17 protein-coding genes are annotated in these 22,609 nt (G+C 41.3%); 7 read left to right on the plus strand and 10 right to left on the minus strand.

The annotated features are described in order from the left end of the window. Window position 1: 1 nt before the first annotated feature. Window positions 2-1,330 (minus strand): restriction endonuclease subunit S, encoded by a 1,329-nt coding sequence (locus KSK55_RS15875; protein WP_218607647.1) that lies wholly within the window; start codon window positions 1,328-1,330, stop codon window positions 2-4. Then, window positions 1,327-4,083 carry a type I restriction endonuclease subunit R gene (locus KSK55_RS15880; RefSeq protein ID WP_218607648.1) on the minus strand — a complete coding sequence of 919 codons (2,757 nt, stop codon included), beginning with the start codon at window positions 4,081-4,083 and terminating at the stop codon, window positions 1,327-1,329. The genes KSK55_RS15875 and KSK55_RS15880 overlap by 4 nt, the downstream gene beginning before the upstream one ends. 402 nt (window positions 4,084-4,485) lie before the next feature. Between KSK55_RS15880 and KSK55_RS15885 the strand changes: the two genes are divergently transcribed. Then, entirely contained in the window at window positions 4,486-4,704 is a 219-nt protein-coding gene (locus KSK55_RS15885; protein ID WP_218607649.1) for a hypothetical protein, read from the plus strand. A 32-nt stretch (window positions 4,705-4,736) separates the two neighbouring features. Here the strand turns inward: KSK55_RS15885 and KSK55_RS15890 are convergent, their stop codons facing one another. From KSK55_RS15890 to KSK55_RS15905, 4 genes are all read right to left on the minus strand, one after another. Further along, window positions 4,737-6,071 (minus strand): ATP-binding protein, encoded by a 1,335-nt coding sequence (locus tag KSK55_RS15890; protein WP_218607650.1) that lies wholly within the window; start codon window positions 6,069-6,071, stop codon window positions 4,737-4,739. 403 nt (window positions 6,072-6,474) lie between these two features. Beyond that, window positions 6,475-6,837: a type II toxin-antitoxin system VapC family toxin gene (locus KSK55_RS15895; RefSeq protein WP_214421153.1), complete on the minus strand. Its 363-nt coding sequence runs from the start codon at window positions 6,835-6,837 to the stop codon at window positions 6,475-6,477. Further along, window positions 6,827-7,102 carry a hypothetical protein gene (locus KSK55_RS15900; RefSeq protein WP_218607651.1) on the minus strand — a complete coding sequence of 92 codons (276 nt, stop codon included), beginning with the start codon at window positions 7,100-7,102 and terminating at the stop codon, window positions 6,827-6,829. Before KSK55_RS15900 ends, KSK55_RS15895 begins: the two co-directional genes overlap by 11 nt. A 451-nt stretch (window positions 7,103-7,553) precedes the next feature. Beyond that, window positions 7,554-8,078, minus strand: a complete 525-nt coding sequence (locus KSK55_RS15905) for a hypothetical protein (protein WP_218607652.1) — start codon at window positions 8,076-8,078, stop codon at window positions 7,554-7,556. A 198-nt stretch (window positions 8,079-8,276) separates the two neighbouring features. Here KSK55_RS15905 and tnpC point away from each other — a divergent pair, with 198 nt between their 5' ends. The 3 genes from tnpC to KSK55_RS15920 all read left to right on the plus strand — a co-directional run bounded on the left by tnpC (window position 8,277) and on the right by KSK55_RS15920 (window position 12,094). Continuing rightward, window positions 8,277-9,755: an IS66 family transposase gene (gene tnpC / locus KSK55_RS15910; protein ID WP_218607127.1), complete on the plus strand. Its 1,479-nt coding sequence runs from the start codon at window positions 8,277-8,279 to the stop codon at window positions 9,753-9,755. Window positions 9,756-9,850: 95 nt separating this feature from the next. Next, a complete protein-coding gene (locus KSK55_RS15915) occupies window positions 9,851-11,383 on the plus strand; it encodes a hypothetical protein (protein ID WP_218607653.1) in 1,533 nt (510 codons plus the stop codon). 231 nt (window positions 11,384-11,614) lie between these two features. Then, entirely contained in the window at window positions 11,615-12,094 is a 480-nt protein-coding gene (locus KSK55_RS15920; RefSeq protein WP_256664064.1) for a hypothetical protein, read from the plus strand. Window positions 12,095-12,103: 9 nt separating this feature from the next. Here the strand turns inward: KSK55_RS15920 and KSK55_RS15925 are convergent, their stop codons facing one another. Together KSK55_RS15925 and KSK55_RS15930 are read right to left on the minus strand one after the other, a co-directional pair. Next, window positions 12,104-12,943, minus strand: a complete 840-nt coding sequence (locus KSK55_RS15925) for a class I SAM-dependent methyltransferase (protein WP_218607655.1) — start codon at window positions 12,941-12,943, stop codon at window positions 12,104-12,106. Between the two features lie 247 nt (window positions 12,944-13,190). Beyond that, the gene (locus KSK55_RS15930; RefSeq protein ID WP_218607656.1) at window positions 13,191-15,005 is read right to left on the minus strand and encodes a sensor histidine kinase; all 1,815 of its coding nucleotides are present in this window, start codon (window positions 15,003-15,005) and stop codon (window positions 13,191-13,193) included. Window positions 15,006-15,349: 344 nt separating this feature from the next. Here KSK55_RS15930 and KSK55_RS15935 point away from each other — a divergent pair, with 344 nt between their 5' ends. Continuing rightward, window positions 15,350-16,222 carry an MBL fold metallo-hydrolase gene (locus KSK55_RS15935; RefSeq protein WP_218607657.1) on the plus strand — a complete coding sequence of 291 codons (873 nt, stop codon included), beginning with the start codon at window positions 15,350-15,352 and terminating at the stop codon, window positions 16,220-16,222. A gap of 68 nt (window positions 16,223-16,290) precedes the next feature. On the opposite strand, the gene KSK55_RS15940 is transcribed toward KSK55_RS15935, so the two are convergent. Beyond that, window positions 16,291-17,931 carry an alpha-keto acid decarboxylase family protein gene (locus KSK55_RS15940; protein ID WP_218607658.1) on the minus strand — a complete coding sequence of 547 codons (1,641 nt, stop codon included), beginning with the start codon at window positions 17,929-17,931 and terminating at the stop codon, window positions 16,291-16,293. Between the two features lie 76 nt (window positions 17,932-18,007). Next, window positions 18,008-18,928, minus strand: coding sequence for a hypothetical protein (locus KSK55_RS15945; protein WP_218607659.1), 921 nt, complete (start codon window positions 18,926-18,928; stop codon window positions 18,008-18,010). A gap of 1,113 nt (window positions 18,929-20,041) precedes the next feature. Between KSK55_RS15945 and KSK55_RS15950 the strand changes: the two genes are divergently transcribed. Together KSK55_RS15950 and KSK55_RS15955 are read left to right on the plus strand one after the other, a co-directional pair. Beyond that, entirely contained in the window at window positions 20,042-22,261 is a 2,220-nt protein-coding gene (locus tag KSK55_RS15950; RefSeq protein WP_218607660.1) for a hypothetical protein, read from the plus strand. Next, window positions 22,258-22,602, plus strand: coding sequence for a DUF6009 family protein (locus KSK55_RS15955; RefSeq protein ID WP_218607661.1), 345 nt, complete (start codon window positions 22,258-22,260; stop codon window positions 22,600-22,602). The genes KSK55_RS15950 and KSK55_RS15955 overlap by 4 nt, the downstream gene beginning before the upstream one ends. Window positions 22,603-22,609 lie beyond the last annotated feature (7 nt).

The following is a 22,609-nucleotide window of genomic DNA, read 5'->3' on the forward strand; positions in this document are numbered from 1 at the left end:
TTCAGGTGGTCTTTGATTTTATTTTGGCAAGTAATGCTTCGGCTGGTTCCCATTCCGGATCGCTTCGGACAGCGGTGAGTTCCTGTTCATTGAGGAGTTTACCTTCAAAGGCTTGTTTTAGGATAGACTGGCGGAGAGCTTCGGCTTTTTCGAGAGAATCGGATATATCCTGCTCCAGTTTATCGCAAACAGACAGGCGAGTTTCAATCTCGGTGACGATGGCTTGTTGTTCCTGAATAGGTGGGACTGGTATATCTATGGCTAAAAATCCTTTTTGAGTCAAATTTACGCCACTATCACTAATACCTGTTTTGAGTTCCTCTATGATAAATTTGTATCGGGGCGAATTCATCGTAAATTCAAAAAATTCTGGAATAATGCAGTCTTTTTTTAACCTGATTCGGTATGCTTTATCACAATTAAGTAATCTTGGTTTTACTTTCTTAATTAAACAACACACACCAACTCTGACACGAGGGCCAGCACGAGTAATTAAAATATCACCAATTTTTAATTCGTGCTTTATTCTTGGACTTAAATCATCAGGTAATTTTTTATTTTCTTTTTCATCAAAATAACCCTCTTGAATAGATGTGGTTTTGATTACAGCCCATTCATTGGAATTAACTCTTGAATGGTTATGACATTTTGGGCTCCATCCTTGACTTAGATCCTCAACCACTTGTAAAATTGGAACAAATTTTTCAGTTACAGATGTTTTAGCTAACAAAGCCTGCCGATATACCTTCAATTGCTCCTGTGCCTGTTTGAGATTGGCGATACCGTTGTCCAGTTCGCTGAAGAGTTGCTCGATTTTATTCACGATGGCACGTTGTTCGGGGAGTGGAGGGAGCGGAATTATTTGTGCAAATACGTCATTGTCTCTGACTGCTGGATATGAAGTTCCAGTTTGAAGTTCACATAATGGATTCAAAAAGCCTTCAAAGAGGGTATACGCAAACAAATAATTAGGGTGACAGAGATCCTCATTTGCTCTTAGTACAGTAAAGCCAGATGAACAAATTTGATTTGAATATATTGGATTCGTGACTTTTGCAATATTTTTTAGATACACACGAACGGTTGAGAATAAAATATCCTCAGTTTGAATTATTTGTTGAGCTCGTAAAGGTGCTTCTCTCCAATTATGTTGATTATGTCCTGTAATTTTATTGGAGACATTATCAATCGAACTAATATCTAAATACAGAAAATTTGAGTCCGGTTCCAATTCCTTTCTTTTAACTTTGGACGCTTTTATACAAATATCTGATAGAGATACAGTTGCCCAATGATTTGGTGGTTTATCACACACTAATTGCTTATTCAAACCGTTAACGCCTCGTTTAGTTCACTCATAATCCCGGTCATACTATCACCAAAGAGCTGGTACATTCTCCCTCTCCCACCAAAAGCATCAAACGGGACATAATCTAAATCATCAATCTCAAGATGGTAACTATTAATCACAAACTCTTTGATCATTCGGAGCCACTCCATCTGTTCTTCATTAAACTTTAACGCTCCGGCCTGCTTCTGAAACACCCAGTCCTGAAAGTTCTTATTCACGGTCATATCATACCCGGTCAAGACCTCATCTATCCCGGTAACCCGCCGGATAAGGGAGACAAGGGCGGTCAGTTCACTCTTTGGAGATTTCCCGTTCACCTGCTCCAATTGCTCATACGCCTGCCAGACATGAAACGGTGCAAACTGCGGTTTTTCAGCCTTCAGGATGTTTAGCAGATCTTTTACCATCCTGGATGTGAGTTCCCGGCGGTTGTAGGGCTGATTATAGAATAATGAAAGAGCAGTGATCTCATCCTTGTGTGCCGCAAGAAATGCTGAAAAGTCTTTGATTATATGTTCTGCCCGCTCATGGGAATCAGTATCCCACTCTGCTTTCCTGACCTCATCAATATTCACCGTATCAATGATCTGCTCATGCACCCTTCTAACATTCTCAATATACTCGTTCAGATCTCCGGAGAATGGCGTCCGGGCAATCTCGATAAGTTCCTTCTGAGCCTTTTCTTTTGCCTTCTTCTCTGAAATTGACGGTTCCTGCTGCTTTATCTCCCCAGCTCTGGCCTCGATGATATCCGGATTATACGCCCTCAAAAGATCCTTCACCGTCTGATGAATCGTCTTCCCGTCGGCTTTCTCCGTGAATGTCTCCTTCTCATCGTCGGTTAATTGCTTATCCAGACGTGCCAGCCGGTTTGCCAGTGAGACATACAGATCCTCATCTGTTGACCCGAACGTCACCGCTGCCAGCAGATCCTTCAGAGGTTCGCTCTTCTTCCGTTCAAGTGGCCGGCTGTCAGTCTTCAGTGACTTTGTCACCCCGACAGCATCAACGATAACAAAATGAGTCTTGGCAGAAAGAACTGACGGAGTCACCTTCTTCAGGTCATCATACCCGATAGTCCGGGTTCCTCTCCCTTTCATCTGCTCAAAATAATTCCGGCTCTTCACATCCCGCATAAAGAGCAGACATTCAAGCGGTTTCACATCAGTCCCGGTTGAGATCATGTCAACCGTCACCGCTATCCGGGGATTGTAATCATTGCGGAATGCAGCCAGAACTGACTTCGGGTCCTCTTCGGTCTTGTAGGTAACCTTCTTGCAAAAGGCATTATCCTCTCCGAACTCCTCCCGGACAACCTGAATGATATCATCCGCATGACTGTCGGTCTTTGCAAAGATAAGAGTCTTGGGAATCTCGGTTCTGCCGGGGAAGATCTCGGGAAGTTTATTCCTGAACGTCCGGATAACATTCCTGATCTGACTGGGATTGACCACATCACGGTCAAGTTCCTTTGAAGAATACTGTACCTCCTCATCCAGTTGTTCCCATCGTTTCTTCCTCGTCAGTTTCTCCCGTTTATCAACAAACTCCTTTGCCTCAATCCGTGCACCGTTCTTCGTAATCTCCGTCTCAATGGTATACACATCATGACCGACATTCACCCCATCGGCAATTGCTTCTTCATGAGTATATTCACTCACCACGTTCTCGTTGAAAAACCCAAACGTCCGCTTATCTGGAGTTGCAGTCAGCCCGATAAGAAAAGCATCAAAATAATCCAGGACCTGCTGCCAGACATTGTATATCGAACGGTGACACTCATCAATAACAACAAAATCAAACGTCTCTATCGGAATCTGTGAATTATACACAACCGGAAGAGGCTGCTTTGGTTGCCATCCCCGTTCCGCCGGATTCTCATTCTCAAGAGTCTCATCCAGTTCTTCGCCCTTTAATATTGAATAGAGGCGTTGGATGGTGGAGATACACACCTGGCTGTCAGATGCAATATACCGGGACCGGAGCCGCTGTACATTATAGAGCTCGGTGAACTTCCGGTTATCATCATTCGGAACATAGGCCATGAACTCCTGTTCAGCCTGCTCTCCAAGGTTCCGGGTATCCACCAGGAACAAAACCCGTTTTGCATTGGCAAATTTTAAAAGCCGGTAGATGAAGGTTATTGCAGTAAATGTCTTTCCTGAACCGGTTGCCATCTGGATAAGAGCACGGGGATAATACTTCCTGAACGAATCTTCAAGGTTTTGAATGGCCTGAATCTGACAGGCACGAAGCCCCTCCGGATTCAATACAGGGATATCATGAAACCGCCCACGGAGGGTCTTATCCTGACCCATCCATTCCCGAAACGTCTCCGGCCTTGGGAAGGAGAAGACCGTTCGTGACCGTGGCTTTGGGTCGCGGTGATCAGTAAACCTGGTCAGTTCCCCGGTGCTCTCATATACGAACGGAAGAGGATCATTATTCAGGTGCTTTAGTTTACTGGCCGCATATTCATATGATTGACCCTCGACGGTCGTTATCTTCTCCCCAAAATCTTCCTTCTTTGCCTCGATAACCCCAACAGGCACCCGATCAACAAACAGAATATAATCAGCAGGACCAACATCAGTCGGGTATTCCCTGACCGCAATTCCGGTAGATTCCTTAAAGTCGATATGTTTTCGATCCTGAACCGCAAATCCGGATTCGATCAATTTCCGGTCGATGGTGTCCCGAGCTATCTGTTCAGGATTCTGGTTCACGGTCATGGTATCTGCAAAGTTGTGAAATTGGTCTTATTATTGAAAACGTGAGGAATGATCTGATTGTATGATATAAGTTCTATAATGATAGACATAGAAAAATGTTTTTATTGATGAATGAATTTCCAGATACTGAACAGGTCATCATAATGGTATGTTTTTTATAGTTTGATATCGGGAAATTATAAAAAATGATCATTTTTATTCTGTCGCTTTCGTGTCACAAGAAGGTGCTAAAATTGGTTATGGTGAGAATATATCTGGTCTTACAGAATTGTGGCAACACTGTCTCCACAATTCATTATATAATAAACTATCTTGAGATAAGGCCGAACCTAAATTGTTGAGTCGCTGACTCCATTATTCGATCTATTACCGTTTTTTCCAGAGTTTTAAACTGGAATACTCGTGTGCGAGAACACTGATGGAAAACAGGCAGGGTATCTGACCATCCGTACCGGAACCTTAGGAGGATTTGACACTATTGTCTCTCCTGTACTTGCCAATTCTGCTGGTGGCCGGATTTGTCGCTTAGAATTCGATATCCCCCAATTGTATGTGACAGGATATCATGTGTGTCTCTGTCTGTCATCGTCCATGGACATACATATGCAGTCCCTCTCTTAACCATCTATTATCCAGATTCCTAAAAATTTTAATCAGAGATGGTTTTTTTCTGATTCGAAAACCTCATCAATAAGCCGCCCGGCTTCACCGACCATATAGAGTGGTATTGATAAAATATTGTCATGAAAACTGATTTCTCCTTCCCAGAAACGGATTCCGAAAGGTGGTTTTTTCTCGTCCATGAATATTCTAAGCGATCGTAATTTTCCTGTCGTACCTGATTTTACTTCAATAGGGTATATCCTTCCTTTTCTGGTAATACAGTAGTCAATTTCACTCGAACTCCCTTGTTTATCACGAGCCCAGAAATATAGTTCAGAACTGATAAATGGATCTTCGAGTGCCAATAATTCCTGGCCAATAAATTGTTCTGCTAAATTTCCTTTGTTTATTTGCATCATATCTTTTTGGCTTAAAATTTCAGTATTCAATCCACAAAGATGCTGCATAAGCCCGATATCAAGAAAAATATACTTCTGTCTGCTTGAAAGTGTCGCACCAAGGGGAAGTCCTGATGCATCGGTACTTGAGACCGGAGTTATCACCCGTGCAAGAGTGAGTAAGTGTAATGCCTTTTTTAAGTCACGGGATCTTGATTCCCTGTCAATATTTACGTATTTTATCTGTTCCGATACCATCCGGGGGATAGCAGAAAAAACAGTCTGGAGATGAATTAATTCTGATGATTGGGCATACTTATAAAAATCACGTTTATATGTCTCAATAAGTGAATCCTGAACATAGGAAGCCTCCAGAAAACTTTTTGTCTCATTGTGTGAGACGATGACTTCAGGCATTCCTCCAAGGACAAAATATGTCCGTAAAAGTGAGAGGAGATGTTCATGAACTGCTGAAGAGATAGTATCAGAATATGAAACGGTATTGAGGAAAGATATGAGGTTTTCTTCACCCATTGCCTTCATGAATTCATAAAAGGAAAGGGGGAACATATTTAAAAATTGAATTCTTCCAACGGGCATCCGGATATCTTCGGTAAATGCAAATTCAAGGAGTGAACCCGCTCCTATTACAAAAAGATCCGGGCGTAATTCTTTAAAGTACCGAAGAGAAGTTATCGCATTTGGGCATTCCTGGATTTCATCCAGAAAAATGAGTGTATCTTTTGTGATTCTTACCCGGAATAAGATTTCTATCTGGCTAATTATAGAATCAGGATCTCTTGAGTCAAATATTGAGATTAACCCCGGATTTAAATCAAAATTCAGTGAAATAAAATTATTAAATTCAGTTTTACCAAATTGTTCAACACTATAACTTTTTCCAACCTGTCTTGCACCTCTGATAAGAAGAGGAGAACGGTGGTTTTTTTTCCAGGATGCCAGATGAGACGTTATAGTGCGAAACATTATCCTTTGATATAGATGATTTGGGTTTATATAACTTGGCTAAAATAGGGGGTAATTTTTACCAAAGTTTGGTAATTTTCATAGGTATTAATTAACTCCTCTGGTTAAAAAGAGGGGTAATTTCCAGGCTAAAAAAAATGAGCAAATTACTCCCTCAGTTCAGGAGGGAGAATGTCCCATCTCTGTTGTACATAGGTCACTTTGGAGACGATTCATCAATATCGCAGTATTGAGGTATCTTTATTCAATTTAACGCCCGTGTAGCAGTTGTAACAGTTATAGCAGTTCTATGGAAAAGAGACCCACTAAAAAAAGAAGTGAATTTGGTGGGGATTTCTGAACATATATTTTCCTGCATACATTACATGATGAAAGGAACTGGATCTACAAATATTGCGATAATCTATTCAAATGGATTAAGTAACTCTAGGTTCTCGATCCATTGAAAGTCGCTAATATTTCTGGTAACTAATGTAATATCATGAGTAAGTGCCGTGCCTGCAATGAGTGCATCCCCCAATGTCATTTTTCTTATTTGCCTGAGTTTTACTGCATAATTTAATACATTTTGAGAAATCGGTAACATTTTCGCATTTTTGAAAAAAACTTCGAGATATTCCTTCTCAATTTCACTTAATTTATGATATCCGAGTACCTCGACATAACTGACAACGGAGACAAAGGGTGAATTTTTCTCAATTAATTTTCGGATAATTTCCTTATCGGGATGCATGGCATAAATGATTATATTACTATCAATCAGCATCTTGTCTTCCTGGTAACTCTCTCTCCTGCCTCATTTCCCGTATGAACTCAACTGGATCATCAACATCGCCAAATGCATTTATTTTAACTAACTTGTTCAAAGCTGAAACCATACATTTGCCTCTTTCGACATTATTGTCTGGTTTGGGTTCATCTAAAATAGTAATATACACTGAAACTGGACTATCTGAGTTTATAATCTCATGTATGTCGGTATCCCATTCAACATAATTATTTCTTATAATCGCCTTATATGTCCTTAACATCCCAGTTCCTTCTTATCTATTATATGTAATGGGAACTCATCAGCTTATCGCTCACAATTCCTCTGTAGGTTTGATTGAATAGCAAGTATCGCACTTATGCAAGACTTCCAGGAAAAATGTGTAAATCTGGGTATCCTTTTTATCTTATCCCATTCATATCACCAAAAAGTGCAAAAATCGGTTATAGCAAGTATTCCGTGAAACATGATAGTGGAGTCACTGACTCCACAATTCATCATATAAAATGACCGATCATTCGAAAGCCCCCATATCATTATTCAATGGAACTATCTTCTTTCACCAATATCGCAGTATTGAGGTATCTTTATCAAATTTAACGCCCGTGTAGCAGTTGTAACAGTTGTAGCAGTTCTATGGAAAAGAGACCCTGAAAAATTCAGGAGTTAGGAGTTCGATGAAGTGCTGGATAATGATGAATATGGAAAAAATATTAAAATATTTTTAACGATGTTGCCATGTCATTCATGAGTGATTGATATGCCTTCTCCAAGAGTTCCGATGGATATACCATCCAGAGATAGACGATTGACTTTTTTGATCCTGCAACAATGAGAGTGAGTCTTTCTCCCGTTGTGTTATTTTCCCATTGAGAGAGTGAGAAATACGGACGTTTATCATCAGAACCAAACTTTGTCTCACCTTGCTGAACATAATCAGGATAATCATTCATTAAAGAAAATAGCAGTTCATTAAGGACATCCTTGTCAGGAATCTGATAGAAGGGATTGTCTGCAACCATCACAAGCGAATACATCCCCGGGCTTTTTTTATCTGTCATCAAGTACGCCTTCATCCCTTTGTTACCTGTCTGGATCTCCTGCCAGTTCCAGTGTGATGGGAAGTTTATATCAATCCTTGAATCGGCTCGAAAAGGAGTCCATTCCTGCTCCTCCGCTGCCATGACCGGGATATTGAGCGATATCATCATGATGAACAATAAAATGAGTCCTTTCATACGGCTTTATCATATTTTGTAGTATAAAAAATTTACTTTAATGCAAATTCTAATTATAAAAGATGGTAACTATTCAGCCGGTCTCAGCGCCCTTATCCCGTCCATCTGAAAACCTACTCTAATATTAGTCCTCTTCTTCTAAAAATTCATTTTTACCGAAAGATCTTTTTATAATGACTATTAACGTTAAATTATCAAATGGACTTTCCAGAAGAACTCAAAGCCAAAATACTTGAATGTCCTCCTGAAGTAATTGCATATATTGTTCACCTACATGAAAGAATTGATCAATTAGAATCCAGAGTCAAAGAACTCGAATCCAGGCTAAACCTCAATAGTCGAAATAGCGGAAAACCACCATCTTCTGATGGGTATGCTAAAAAGAATCGAAATAAATCAGATTCTCGAAAGAAATATCCGGGAGGTCAACCCGGCCATAAAGGGACAACCTTAAGGCAGAGTCCTCATCCAGATCATATCGAATATCATAAACCTCATGAATGCTCCAAATGTGGACATAGCCTTGTTTCTGGAAAAATACTCGGCATTGAAAAAAGACAGGTTTTTGATCTTCCCCCTCCTCCCACAATCGAGATAACAGAACATCAGTCTTTCACTATCTGCTGTCCTCATTGTGGTTTAAAAACATCAGGGGATTTTCCCGAAGATGTTACACATCCAGTTCAATATGGATCCAGAGTCAAATCTTATCTGACCTATTTTTCTCATCATCAATTAATCCCTTATGAACGAGTAACTGAAATCTGCTCAGTTCTTTTCGGTTTTTCTGTTAGTCCTGGAACAATCGTAAATTTAACTCACAATCTAGCGAAGAAATTACAATCATTTAAGGATGATATTGTAAACGTTCTTCAAAATGAGCCCGTAATCCATAATGATGAAACTGGAGTCAGAGTAGAAGGAAAACTTCATTGGCTTCATGTGACCTGTACTCCTAACCTAACTCATTATTCCCTTCAGAGAAAAAGAGGTAAAGAAGGAATGGATAATATTGGAATCCTTCCTGAATTTCATGGGATTAGTGTTCATGATTTCTGGGGTCCTTATCTTTCCTATTCCTGCGAACACAGTTTTTGTTGTGCTCATATTATCCGAGAACTCATCCGGGTTGAAGAAGAAACCTCTCAAAAATGGCCTTATGATCTTATTGAGTTATTATTAGGGGCAAAAGAAAACAAAGAGATATTTCATGGAGTTGGGGTTCCTATTCCTCCAATCATTCGTACCAGTCTGATGGAGTCATACGATGAATTGATACAGATAGGACTGGATGAAAATCCTCCACCGGTTGTAGATGAAGTAAAAAGGGGCAGGAAGAAAAAGGGATTTGTACGAAACTTACTCGAAAGGCTAAAAGAGTGGAGAGAGAGTGTGTTGAGATTTATAAATGATCCTCTCGTTCCATTCGACAATAATCAGGCCGAGAGAGATATTCGTATGATGAAGGTAAAAATGAAAATATCAGGTGGATTTAGAAGCTTCGATACAGCCAGTGCGATTGCTCTGATCAGAAGTTACATCTCAACTATAAGAAAAAATGGAATTAATGTTATTGAAGGAATTGTTTCAGCATTTCATAATTTTCCATGGTCACCAAATAGAACCAAAGATATTAGTGGAGAGTCGTTACTCTCTCAAAATCTTGCATTAGCCTAAGCCGACTGAATAGTTACAAAAGATGATATATAGTTGGATCGGAACGAACATACTGTGATCGTTACCCTTATGTAGGAAATGTACGAATTCACTTCATGGATCCATATTCATCTCTTCACAACTCCGGTTCCTTCATAGCACTTATCTGTATAACTCTCATCCTATGTTCTCTGGCGAATGTTCCCACTTCAGCAGCAACCTGTTTTCATAATTCACCACATATCTGCAAGGATTACATTGACCTTGATGGGAATGGGGTATGTGATCATGACACTGACAACAAAAAATACCCTCCCTTGACAACAACTCCGAAGCCGACACAAATTCCAGATGTTTATGTGAATGAATCAAAAGCATCTGATGAGATTACCATTGATGAAGAGGCAAATCAATTGTATGATCCCAAAACCAAGACTGTTTTTTATCTCAATAACTTTGGGTACATAACCACAGAGACACAATATTCTGAAGAAGAATTAAATGAACGATGGAACGAGATAATGAAAGATTTGGGACGGGATACTGCTCATGAAGAACAACTGGAGACTTCTGATAGCACAACCACTCAAAGAGAAGACGATGCTCTTGACACGGTTATGAGTTCAATCGATGATACGTATGACTCGACAACACAAAGCACTGAAAACGGAGATGTATTCGGGAACGCCCCTTTGCAAGAAGGAAATGTGAAGGAGCCTTCAGATACCACGAAAGAAGAAGACGAGGATACTTCTCTTGAGATGATCCTAAAACCGAGTGATGAGAATGAGAAAGAAGAATACACAATCGAAGATGAAAACCCCTTGACCGGCAGTTCTTCTCTAGACCTTGCCGGAGCTCTGACTGGTGTGATGACAAAAGATACATCAGAGGAATCTTCGGAAGAACAGACCGCTTCAGATAAAGAAAAAGTTGACGAGAATGGAGAAAATAAACAAAAAGAGTCACTTGATTTAGATAATCAGGCCTTCTTTATCCGGCAGGAATGGAAAATCGATGCGTCAAGTGAAGATATAATCTCTGTTCTCTTGGATGATCCAGAATTGGCCGAAAAAATTCAGGACCAGATCAATAGGCATATTGACATTTATGAGACAGAATATCCGTATATTGATATCGATTCAATAGGCACATACGATGATGAAACATTATCTGAACTTCTCATTGATACCATAAAAGAGATTGGCACAAATATATTAAAGATCCCAAGCAGCCCTCTTGATTTCCCTGAAAAAGTAGCAAAAGCAATACGTGACGATGTAATGGGTACGAATACTCTTATCAGTTCAAAAGGAAAGGAATTCCTGGAAGAAACGAAAAAATTAGAGATGCAAGGTGTGCCTTATGAGGAAGCATGTGATACCGTATGGAATCGGATGGAGAAAAAATTCAACGCGACTGAACGATATCAATTTCAAATATTACAGGATTTAATTCCAAGAGAGAAAGATGTCAATATTATGCAATATCTAAAGAATTCATACAAAGATGTGTATGAACAGGTACGAAGAAAGGATGAGGATTTAGTTACCTATGAATATGAACAGAATGCAAAAATCAGGGCAAAATTAGAGTTTATATTGAAAGAAAGGATCAATAATTTGCAAGAAGAAAGAGGGGAAAAATAATCTTTGAACACCGTGGCAAAAAATACTCAATAACTCGGTTATTGGATACGTTGGATGTTATTGAATGTTTCAAGCAGCCTGGAAACGTTCTACGAGTGGGGGAGATGGTTGAAAAACAAGATCAATTATTTAACACTCCTGGGGTTACTCCACCTACATCGGTATGAGTGGGCGGGAATATAGGATCCATTGATTATTCATGAGTGAGATATCTTTCACCTCATCATGCTCATGCAGGAACCAACCCCGGAAATGGTCCAGTCATGGAAAGAAACGTATAATACCTTCAGACCAGGACTCAAACCGAATAGGAAACCAATCCAAGACGTCATTGCATACCTAAAAGAGAACTATCCGGTCATAGAACGGAACGAAGAAAGCCTGCTTCAGGTCGTTATTGATAATGTAATCCTGAACGAATATTCCGCACAAAAGATTTCAACCGGGAAAAATCCTCTGCCACAGGTCTTCCAGATAGAAAACACCGGAACCGGAAAACGTCTCTATGAAAATCAGGATGATGTGTTCAAGGGATGTGATATTATTGTTGGCTTTGAACTCGAATCAGGATATTTCATGGTCGAAGGAAGTAGTCAGATCTGGGATGAGTTATTTGTATATCGCGGTCTTGATGAAGAAGATCTGAATAATTATTATCTGGTTGCTGAATACGTGTCATGTGTCCAAAAATCAGGGATTCCGGGTATCTAGTACCCGAATTTACTTTTTTCCTACATAGAACGTAACCATCTCATGCATACCTGACCCATCATCAGGTAACAGGTTTTCAAATGATTGAACCGAATGAAAACCGTAATCACTCAGAATTGATGATAAACCTTCAGACTCATAATAATGTGTCCAGAAACGATAAACCACAGGATCATCCGATTCCGGGCAGACAATATGCTGCTGAAGGATTACCTGTTTCTCTTCGTAGTGAAACGTTTCAGATAAAGCAAGATACGGTTCATCTTTCCAGAATCCCTTCTCGGCAACCTCCCATGATTTTCCCGGCACGTTCATTTTGTCAGGAGATTTCGTGTTGAGCGTATCAAAAATGAATAAACCTCCTGGTTTGAGAGCCCGATAGACATTTTTCAGGAGTTTTTCTCTTTCCGCAGGGATCAACACATCAAAGTCACAATAAATCATCATCACCAGGTCAAACCGGTTATCAAAGGTAAGGTTAAGATAATTCTGACAGATGTATTCTATATCCAGGCATTTCGCTGCTGCTTCCTTCTTTGCATAATCAATAGAACGCCTTGAAAAATCCACTCCGGTAACATGGTGGCCTCGTTCTGCCAGCAGTTCGCAATATAATCCAGGACCACATCCAAGATCAAGAATTGAGTTTTCGGACCCATTGATGTTTCCCAAAATCCAATCAACGGTCCTCATGATGGTTGATCGTTTTCTACTTGCTGAATCGGTTTCCTGGCTCAGGTGAATCTGCAGGAGTTGGCTTGAAATATACTCGTCCTCCCACATACATGCTGTGCCTTTTTCATACAGGGCCACCGGCCCGGATATATCGAGAATTTTAGATATCTGCATACTATACTCTCCTTTTATATACTAATCAAAATCTATACAAAACCTCCCTGGTTTTTTTCAGCCTTAACTAAGAACCTGTGCTATTATTGAGCACATCAAGATGCCTGAATCATTCAGAGAGAAAATAAACGAAGAATTATGCGTTCAAAGTCTATTAATACTCTATCTCGCAAAATATAACTTTTGTGTAAAAAATGATCCAATGAAGAGACTGTAATGTGACCATTATTAATGAACTGGTTAGATTTTAAGAGATATTGTGTTGAGTACTAAAATTTATTCTCCAAAACCCAGCTGGGATCTCAATCTCAAATCTTGATCCTTTCCCCGGCTCTCCGGTCTCTTTGATGGTGAGCTTGGTTATTCCCAGAATTTCTTTGGCTAAAAATAATCCAATGCCGGTATTTTTTCCATAGCCATGATTAAAAATAACTTCTTTCTCATCTTCTTGAATACCAACACCATTATCACAATACATAAGTGAACAGGAATCAGAATGAGTATCAACCCATATCTTAATTTCTGTAACTCTCTCCCCATGTTTGATACTATTATCAAAACATGTGTATAGTACTTTTTCAAACATGGGATCAGCAAAAAGTTCAAAATCAGATATATCGTGAATAATTTTAATCTCCGAGAGATTCAACTGACCAATCACCTTATCTATTATTTCTGAAACCGAATTCCATATGGGTTCATATTTTCCAACATCCTGATATAATTGAGCAAACTCAATATGATTCAGAATAGAAAGACATGCATTATTTTCCATTTGATTCCGACGAATTTGCTCAGGATCTGTTAATTCTTTCTTATCAAAGTAAAGAAATCCCAATATGGTTCTTAACTGGTTCCTGATATCATGCCGAGTCATCGAATTTAATAGGGTTAATTTTTTCATCGTAAGATGAAGTGCCCCTTCAACTTTTTTTCGTTCAGTAATTTCATCCTGGAGCTTTGTATTTATTAATTGTAATTCTATATTTGATTTTTCAAGCATATCCAGTGCATGTTCAAGTTCTGTAATATCATGCAGGATGAGCACATTTCCAAGTACATTCCCCTCTTTATCCGATATCGTTGACTTTTTAATAGCATAGATTAGGGCCAATTCCCCTTTCTTGAGAGAAAAAAAAGAAACATTTCCATCTGATTCAGATAATATGGAAATGAAATCAGGATAATTTGAAAAAACTTCAGAAATATGAGCCCCTATTGAAGATCTGTGATTGAGATCAAAAGCCTGGGCCATTGATGGGTTGATATCTATCACACGGTTGTCAACAGAGATAATGAGAAAAAGATCACTGATCTGCTCAAGTACAAGATTCCTCGCCATCGGCAGAAAATCAAGAGCATTGTATCGAAAAATTGCTATGCTCATCAAAATGCTGAATAACAAAAGCGGAAACGGAAGATTGAAAACCCAAAGGGGGATAAAACCAGCCGTATAGAGCATATTCCATATACAAAAGATAATGAAACCTGCTAAAAGATACTGGATTCCCTTTTTGCGAGTATCGGTGTGAGAATAGAAGGAAATAACCAGTAATACCAGCGATCCAAACATGAAGATTACATTATTGATTGTATGTACATATCCCCAGATTCCGTACTGGTATACTAAAGTAGGTACAATCCCTGAAGTATCAAAATAAAAATCTGACATCATCAGGCTCTGGTATCCGGGCATCCACAGCAAAAGGATAGTAATAGAGGGCACGATAAACATCAGGGGTGTTAGTTTGCATCGCCAGATATCCTTATACCCAATGTATTGCCAGGTAACAATAAAGAAAAAAACAGATGCATAAGCATAACTAAAATATCCAATTTTTTCAAGTAGTATCCATGTGTCAAGTGAATTGGTAAATGAAAATAATGAAAGAATTACAGTTGCAATAATGAATAAAACAAGGAGGATTTGAAAGGGAAGAATAGCCGGATTATTCCGTACATTTCTACTCCAAATCAGAATCAGGGAGAGTATTGCCGTTATTATCAGATAGATCAGTGAGAAGGTAATCAGGAAAAAATCAGGCTGACTCCCAAAAACCATGAGTTTTCATTGGTTTTTTGGTAGCATAATCATTATGATAATTAAATGTACTATGATTGAAAACATTTTCTTTTTCCGATCCCATAGAAGAAGGGGATAATGTCCTGAAAGGTTAGAATCAGAATTTCATCCAGGTTTTCATGATTGAGGCATTTCCACCCTAAACATACGCAATGAACCTTGTTCATCCTCTGCAACATAGAATCCAATCAATGGGGAGGGGAAGCAATTCTAGAAAAGCGTAATAAATGACCCGATTCATATTGTCCATTCATGTATGCAGAATAAGTTATTATCGGTATATATTTGCATAAAAGTTCCAAACATACAGAACAGGATAACCTATGCAGATTACACCCTCTGTCGATGCATTATACCACTCGTTTAGAATTCCGATTGCACCCGGATTGTTCCTTGACCGGTTTGTGTACAGTTTCATCATCTTTGGGAAGAACATAACCCTCATTGATACCGGTGTAGCCGGATGCGAAAGACAGATCTTTGATACCATTCAGGCACATGGCCGTGATCCTTCGGAGATTGCTCTTATCATCCTGACCCATGCTCATCCGGATCATATCGGTGCAGCAATGACGATTCAAAAGAATACTGGGTGCATCATCGCTGCCCATCGCTCAGAAAAACCATGGATTGAAGATGTTGAGCTCCAAAACCGGGAACGGCCTGTCCCTGGATTCTCTACTCTGGTAAGCGGACCGGTCAGGGTAGATCGTGAACTCAGTGACGGGGACATCATTGTCCTTGATGAAAGAACGGATCTGACCATACAGGTACTGCATACTCCCGGACACTCACCTGGTTCAGTCTCACTATTCATGCCTGGTGAAGGGCTGCTCTTTTCCGGAGATGTGATACCGGTTCCAGGAGATCTCCCCGTGTATGATGATGCCCTGACATCCGCAACATCCATTCTTAAGATCAGAAAACATGACGGAATCAGGGTATTGCTTTCTGCCTGGGACGAACCCCGGGCGAATGAAGAGGCATATCTACAGATAGAAAAGGGACTTCTCTATCTCCAACACATCCATGACGCAGTGAGGGCTTGTACTGATACTGAATCTGCTGACCTCATGGATATTACCAGGAAAACAGTAGAATTTCTGGGGCTACCTCCTCAGGCGGTAAATCCCCTTCTTGCCAGAACATTCTCGGCAAATCTACGGATAAGTGAGAGAGAAAAACTGATTGAATAATCCTTGCTCTGTCAGGGTCCCGCGAAACAGTGAATCCTGGATAGAGCGGAGTGGTAATCATTATATTCTCACTGTTTAACACCCTGTGAAAATTTCTGGCATAACCGCCGAAGCTGGGGAGAGATATCATCTGGATCAAGGATAACATCAAGGATTGCCAGTTCTTTTGAAGCATATGCCTCCTTGAGAGCATCCACAAACTCCTGTTCGGTTCGGATAAGATACCCCTTCCCACACCCGGTTATCTCCGGAATCTTATGATACTTCCACCTGGCCACATCATTAAATGAACCGTCGATCATCGGCCGTTCTGTACCAAACCCACTATTATTCAGGATAATCACAATGGGATTCATATGATACCGGCAGGCGGTAGAGACTTCCATTCCTGTCATCTGAAATGCCCCGTCTCCTGATAGAACCAGCGGTCTCAGATCAGGACATGCAGCCTGAACTCCGATACTTGCCGGAACCGAAAATCCGAGTGTCGAATAATAAACCGGGCATAAAAATCCCCCTGATCTCTGAATAGTTATATCAAGAGACATCATAACCGCATCCCCTACTTCGGTGATGAGGATCGTCCTATCGTCGATTAGAGAATTAATTGAAGGAACAAGGCTTTTGGTAGTGATTTTTGTATCCGAGGGGGTGAAGGATGGGAGTCGCTGTCTGACCGGAACAGGAACCCCGCTTATTGTATGATAACAGAGTTCTTTTTCAAGTAGGTCAGGCAGCAGCATGAGACCAGGAAGAGAAAATTTCTGGTTCCCGATTGAGCATTCCTCATCTGACAACGTGACCATCAAATCCGGGCTGATAACTGCAGTATTTGCACCCATATCCACATCGGTCAGGAGCATACCAAGAAGAATGACACAATCACTGGATTCAACATACGCCCTGACCGCATCATCTCCGATAATCCCTGCATAAACTCCGAGAAAATGTGGATTTCTCTCATCAAGAACAGATTTTCCAAGAATTGTAGTGACAACCGGGATATTGGTCTTTTCAGCAAAGGATTCAAGGGCTGAAACAAGGTTATGTCGTAAAATTCCGATTCCGGCCATGATAACCGGCTGCTTTGCTGAATTTATGGTATGAACAAGGGCATCTCCCGCTTCGGTCTGAAGAGATGAATCAGGATTCATGGCCTGCTCCTTATGACGAGAAGCTGGTGTCACAACCATATCCACCACATCACGGGGAAGTTCGATAAATCCCGGTCGTTTTAATGTAAGGACGGTTTGAATAACACGGTCAATCTCCTTGCATGCTTCAGCCGGATTCTCAAGACCGGTGGATGCCACAGTTATTCGTTCAAACATCCGGAGTGAATCATCATACTCGTTTGGCTTATGATGAAGAAGGGGATATTTCTCCCGTTCCTTGTACCCGGGAGCACCGGCAATAACCAGCAAGGGGGATTTTTCAGCAAAGGCACATGCTGTCGCGTTAAGCACTTTTAATCCTCCCACCGTATACGTGACGCATACCACCCCGAATCCGGAAACCCTGGCATATGCATCAGCGGCAAATGCTGCACCCTCCTCATCTGACGTATTGATGAGCTCGAGCGGGCTATTATTCAGTTTCGCATAAAAATTCAGGATATAATCGCCGGGAACACCAAATACATGCCTGGCACCGGATTCGTATATCTTTTGAATGAGATATTCACCAATATTGAGATGTTTTTCATCCATATGAGAATACATTCACTTCTATGATAAAAAATAAGCAGGTCTCTTTTCCATAGAGCTGCTACAACTGTTACAACTGCTACAAAGCCTCTATTTCCTCAAAACCATGATATTTTTTGAATGTACGAGGATCCAGGCAAAATGACTTCTGTGATCTCTTCTCTTCAGGACTGAGCGAATGCCTATCCTGCATCATCTCACGTGCCCGTATCATATTCCATAATAACCGGTCCGGATATTTCAGGGAGGTATGATTCATGATATCACGTGAATATTTTCTCAGGAATGCAGCGATTTCATTTGGGTATCTCCCTTCGGACCGGCTGTAATCAATGATAAGTCCTATGGTCCCGACAAAAAAAAGAAAGTCAAAATCTTTCCATTCGGTTTTGAGCATCTGCGATCCCAGGATTAACTCAAGGTACGGACTGATATGTGCTGCATCATCAAGTTGATACAGGAAAAAGGAAGGAGAATGGGTAACTACATATCGGTAAAAGTGAACGGCCTGGTACACGTCTTTTGTAAGTTCTTCGTACGGGTTTTCATGGAGTGGTTCACTGTTTAAAAACCCCCAGTATTCAGAGAATTGGGTGCCTCTATACCCTGCTTGTTCGTTCGGGTGGTTTGTTCGTGCCATAAATCCGGCCATTTTGAGTACCAGATCCTGGACATATGAAGATGAAAAGAAAGACACCCGATCCTTCTCCGGCATCAGGGCAATGATGTCAATGACATGCCCAAGAAGACGTGCTGAGGTAAAATCAATATTCCAGTAATTCACGCCACTTTTCGTATCTTTCAGGAGAATCCCTTCTTCCTTTGCTGCAGCGAGTTGTATTTTTGTACTCTTTGGTTCCTTAATACCAAGGTCACTGGCAATACTCTCCCGAATCATAGGTTCAGGGATCCATTCGGATTGTTTTAAGATAATTTCTATAATTTTCCGTTTTGTAACACCAGGATTATTTCCCTGACCTCGCGTTCTCCCTTCAGTCATGATCAATGCGTATGAAATTATTACTATGAATATATTGCTATGAATTGATATATGGTATTATAATACCAAACCTTATGTATGAGCACAGATAACGGGAGTAGTGATAAATGAAAACAGCAGTGTGCGTTTTCAAATTTATTAAATAAGAGTTAAAAAAATGATTTATTGTTGTATCGTTCATTCAAAACGCGAAGGAATATCTTTGAAAGGGATCTGTTACATCCTTGACATCTCTGTCATTCTTGATGATTCAGGAACCAGAGGAGGACTCTAATTGAATAAAACTACAACCGTTATTTCTTCTGGATCCTCCATACCCTGGCAGATGCAGCGGGAAGACCTGCTCTATGTCCTGGTTCCTGCCGGGGAAAAGGGTCCGACTCTGAAAGGATGGAACCAGGTATCACAGGGAAGACGTCATGATGATCCCTTTTTGGCTGTACACCTGCAGCATGGAGGAAATTATGGGTATTATCCGGCTCCCGGTTCAGATATCCTCTCTCTTGATGTGGATAATGCAGAGGCATTTCATGCAGCAGGTGGAAAGGATCTGGTCAGGGAGACGTTCCGGTATTCAGCATGGCCTGACTGGCACAAGTACCGGGCAATGATCTCCTGTCCGGATATCCCGGTCCATTACCGGGGGCATAAACTCTCGATCAGAAACGAACAGAACCAGACCATTGTTGAGCTCTTTTTCCCGGCTGATAACGAGAAAACAGGTGGCCAGTGTATCGGCCCTTCCAGCCTTCATCCGAATGGAAACCGGTATGAGATCCATGATCCAGATGCTTCCATAATGACCGTCAGGTGGTCTGATATCGAAACAATCACGAAAACGATCAGCCCCGATATCACCTCTCATACGATTCCAGAACCTGGGCAGAGGATTGGAGTACATGGCACAGGAAAAACTATTACCCAGCGTTATGGCCTCTCTGTTATGGATAATCTCCCACAGGATGCCAGGATAGCAGGGACCGAGATCCGGGGAGTACATCCGGTTCATGGAAGTACATCACCGGGAGGAAATGTTGCTATGAACCCCGCAAAGGGCCTTGTCTACTGTTTTCGGTGTGCTTCTGGCTATGATGCTGCCGGTTGGGATGCCATATGCCGGGGGATCATGCCCTGTGGCGGGATCTACGATTCGGATGTGATGAAACAGCATCTGGATGTACTGAACAAGGAAAAGCCAGAAGTCAGGTTTTTGGAGAGAATAGCCTGGAAAAAAGCCCGGAGGAGATCATGACCGAAGTAATGACCATCCATTCTCCTTTTACTGATGTGATGAGAAGAGCATTAGTAATGGCTGGGGACCGATCCTTTTCAAAGGTAAAGGAATCTGGTGCATACCAGTTCTCCAATGAACCAGATGAAGAGGGTGATATTACCCAGGAATTCTGGGATATTGCCGTCTATCTGCTCTCCAAGCGAAAACCCTCCGACGCGGTTATCAAAATCCTGCAAAAGCGAAATAAGAAACTGAAGGAATATCAGCAACTAGACTATGAGGCTCTCTCGGAGATCAAGGAACTGGCATATTCGTATATTAAAACTGTGAAAACGTTTGATTCTTCTGACGAAGAGGAGATAATCAGGCATATTCCTTTTTTTGAGAAAGATGGAAAAATCTACCTTACCTGTATCAGTCCGGACGATCGGTATTCATATGCCCACCTACAGGACGGCAAAGTGGTATTCTCCGAAGAAGAGAGAGATCCGTTTGATATAGCCACAAGACCTCCTGAGCTTCCTGTTCATCAGGACCGAGGAACAACTTCATATATTGTCGGAATACCACGGACCGATCTCCTCGAAAAGGCCGAACTGCTTTCACCTGGAGTTTTGTATACCCGAATTCGAGATCATTTGTTCAGATACCTGGATGCTGAAGAACATGATTATGAGTTGTTTGTCTACTACATCCTGTATACCTGGTATTATTCTAAGTGCAGCACGACGCCTTATCTGCGGTTCCTTGGTGATACCGGTAAAGGAAAGAGTCGGTTTCTGAAAGTCATCTCTGACCTTTGCTTTTACCCAATCAGGGCATCAGGAGCGTCTTCACTCTCCGGCATCATGCGGTTTAAGGAGAAATGGATGGGAACGCTCCTTATCGATGAATCAGATCTGAAAGGTGATCAGTCAGATCCACTCATCAAATACCTGAATCTTGGATTTGAAAAGGACAATTACTTCATCCTGACGAACAAAAACGATCTCACCCAGATTCATCTGTTTGATCCATTTGGTCCGAAAGTCATCGCAATGAGACAGCCATTCCAGGATGCTGCAACCGAGGGGCGGTGTCTTTCCTTTTCCCCGGATGAGACCACACGGGAGGATATTCCTCCTGAACTTCCATCCCGGTATGCACAAGAGGTGGCAGAAATCAGGGCTCTTATTGCCAGGTTTGTCCTTGAACACTGGGCCCTTGTTTCAGAAGAATGTATGCTCTCCTGTATCGGGAAAGGGATTGAAGGGCGGCTTAAACAAATGGCACGACCACTCTCTGTTATCCTTACTCTCTTTCCAGACGGTCAGGAACGGTTTTTACGATATCTCAATTACCGGCAGCAGGAGATCAAGCGGACACGGGCTGAATCGTATGAGGGTATGATGTTCAATTATGTCCTGTCCCTTGCTATTGGTGATGAGGATCTGATAAGCGATCCAGAATTTGGAAAATATTACTATGAAGGACGAATTCAGGTTATTACCTCCAAAATGATCACCGAAGGCCTGAAATGTAGCACGAGAAGTGTCTCCCGGGCTCTCGGGGGTATCGGTATGGAGAGCAAACAGAAAAGGGTTCAGACTACACATGGAACGAAAAATATCCGGGCAATGCAGATCCCGACCAGACGGAAATGGCTGGAGATCATGCAACGGTATTATTACGATGAGTCCGGGGGGACAATCCCAGAATGCCCGGAATGTTTGAGAGGTTCTGAGTATCAGGTTCTTCAGGCCGAAATTACTGGTATTGAATCGTTTACCGGGCCGAATGGTTGTGATGCTGAAAAAACCTGTCACCCTGGAGATGTTATGGTGCAGCCGGTTCATGAAGCAACATCGCCAAATCGGTCAGAGTTTCCCACTTTCCTGGAATTTGCCGCATTTCATGGTATGAGTCCTGACCTTCCTGTCCATGCATATGTTCCCATTCCGGATGAGGACCGAACTGAATTATACTGCAGGTGCAAGGGATGTACCGTTTCAAACCGGTCATCACCGATGTATTGGATCCCAGACCGGCCTTATAATCAGGTCTGTCAGAAACACCTTGATGAAATGAAATATCTGTATGAAATGGAGAATCAGTTATGATTACATGGTATGAAAATCCCCTGAATTATTCGTATGTCCGAAAAACACTCTACATCAGTCTCTCTCCAAGGTTTCCAGTAAAAACCCTGGGAAGGAAATTTCAGCAGTTTGGAAAACTCATCGGACATGAACTGGTTGACCGGAGGGATTCAAACACGAAAGGGGTGTATTTGTACCATCATCAGTTTTTCTGGCTGAAGGAACATGACCGGGATCTCTCACCGGACGGGGTGTACAAGGGACCCCGGAAATTTGGTGGTCGGATGCCAGTAGAGGCAGTTGATCCGGTCAGGCTGGTGGAGAGTAATCCGGATAGTGATGAAGAGGAGGGGATAAGATGATGATAAG

Origin of the sequence: Methanospirillum hungatei, from assembly GCF_019263745.1 — an archaeon.
Taxonomy (GTDB): domain Archaea; phylum Halobacteriota; class Methanomicrobia; order Methanomicrobiales; family Methanospirillaceae; genus Methanospirillum; species Methanospirillum purgamenti.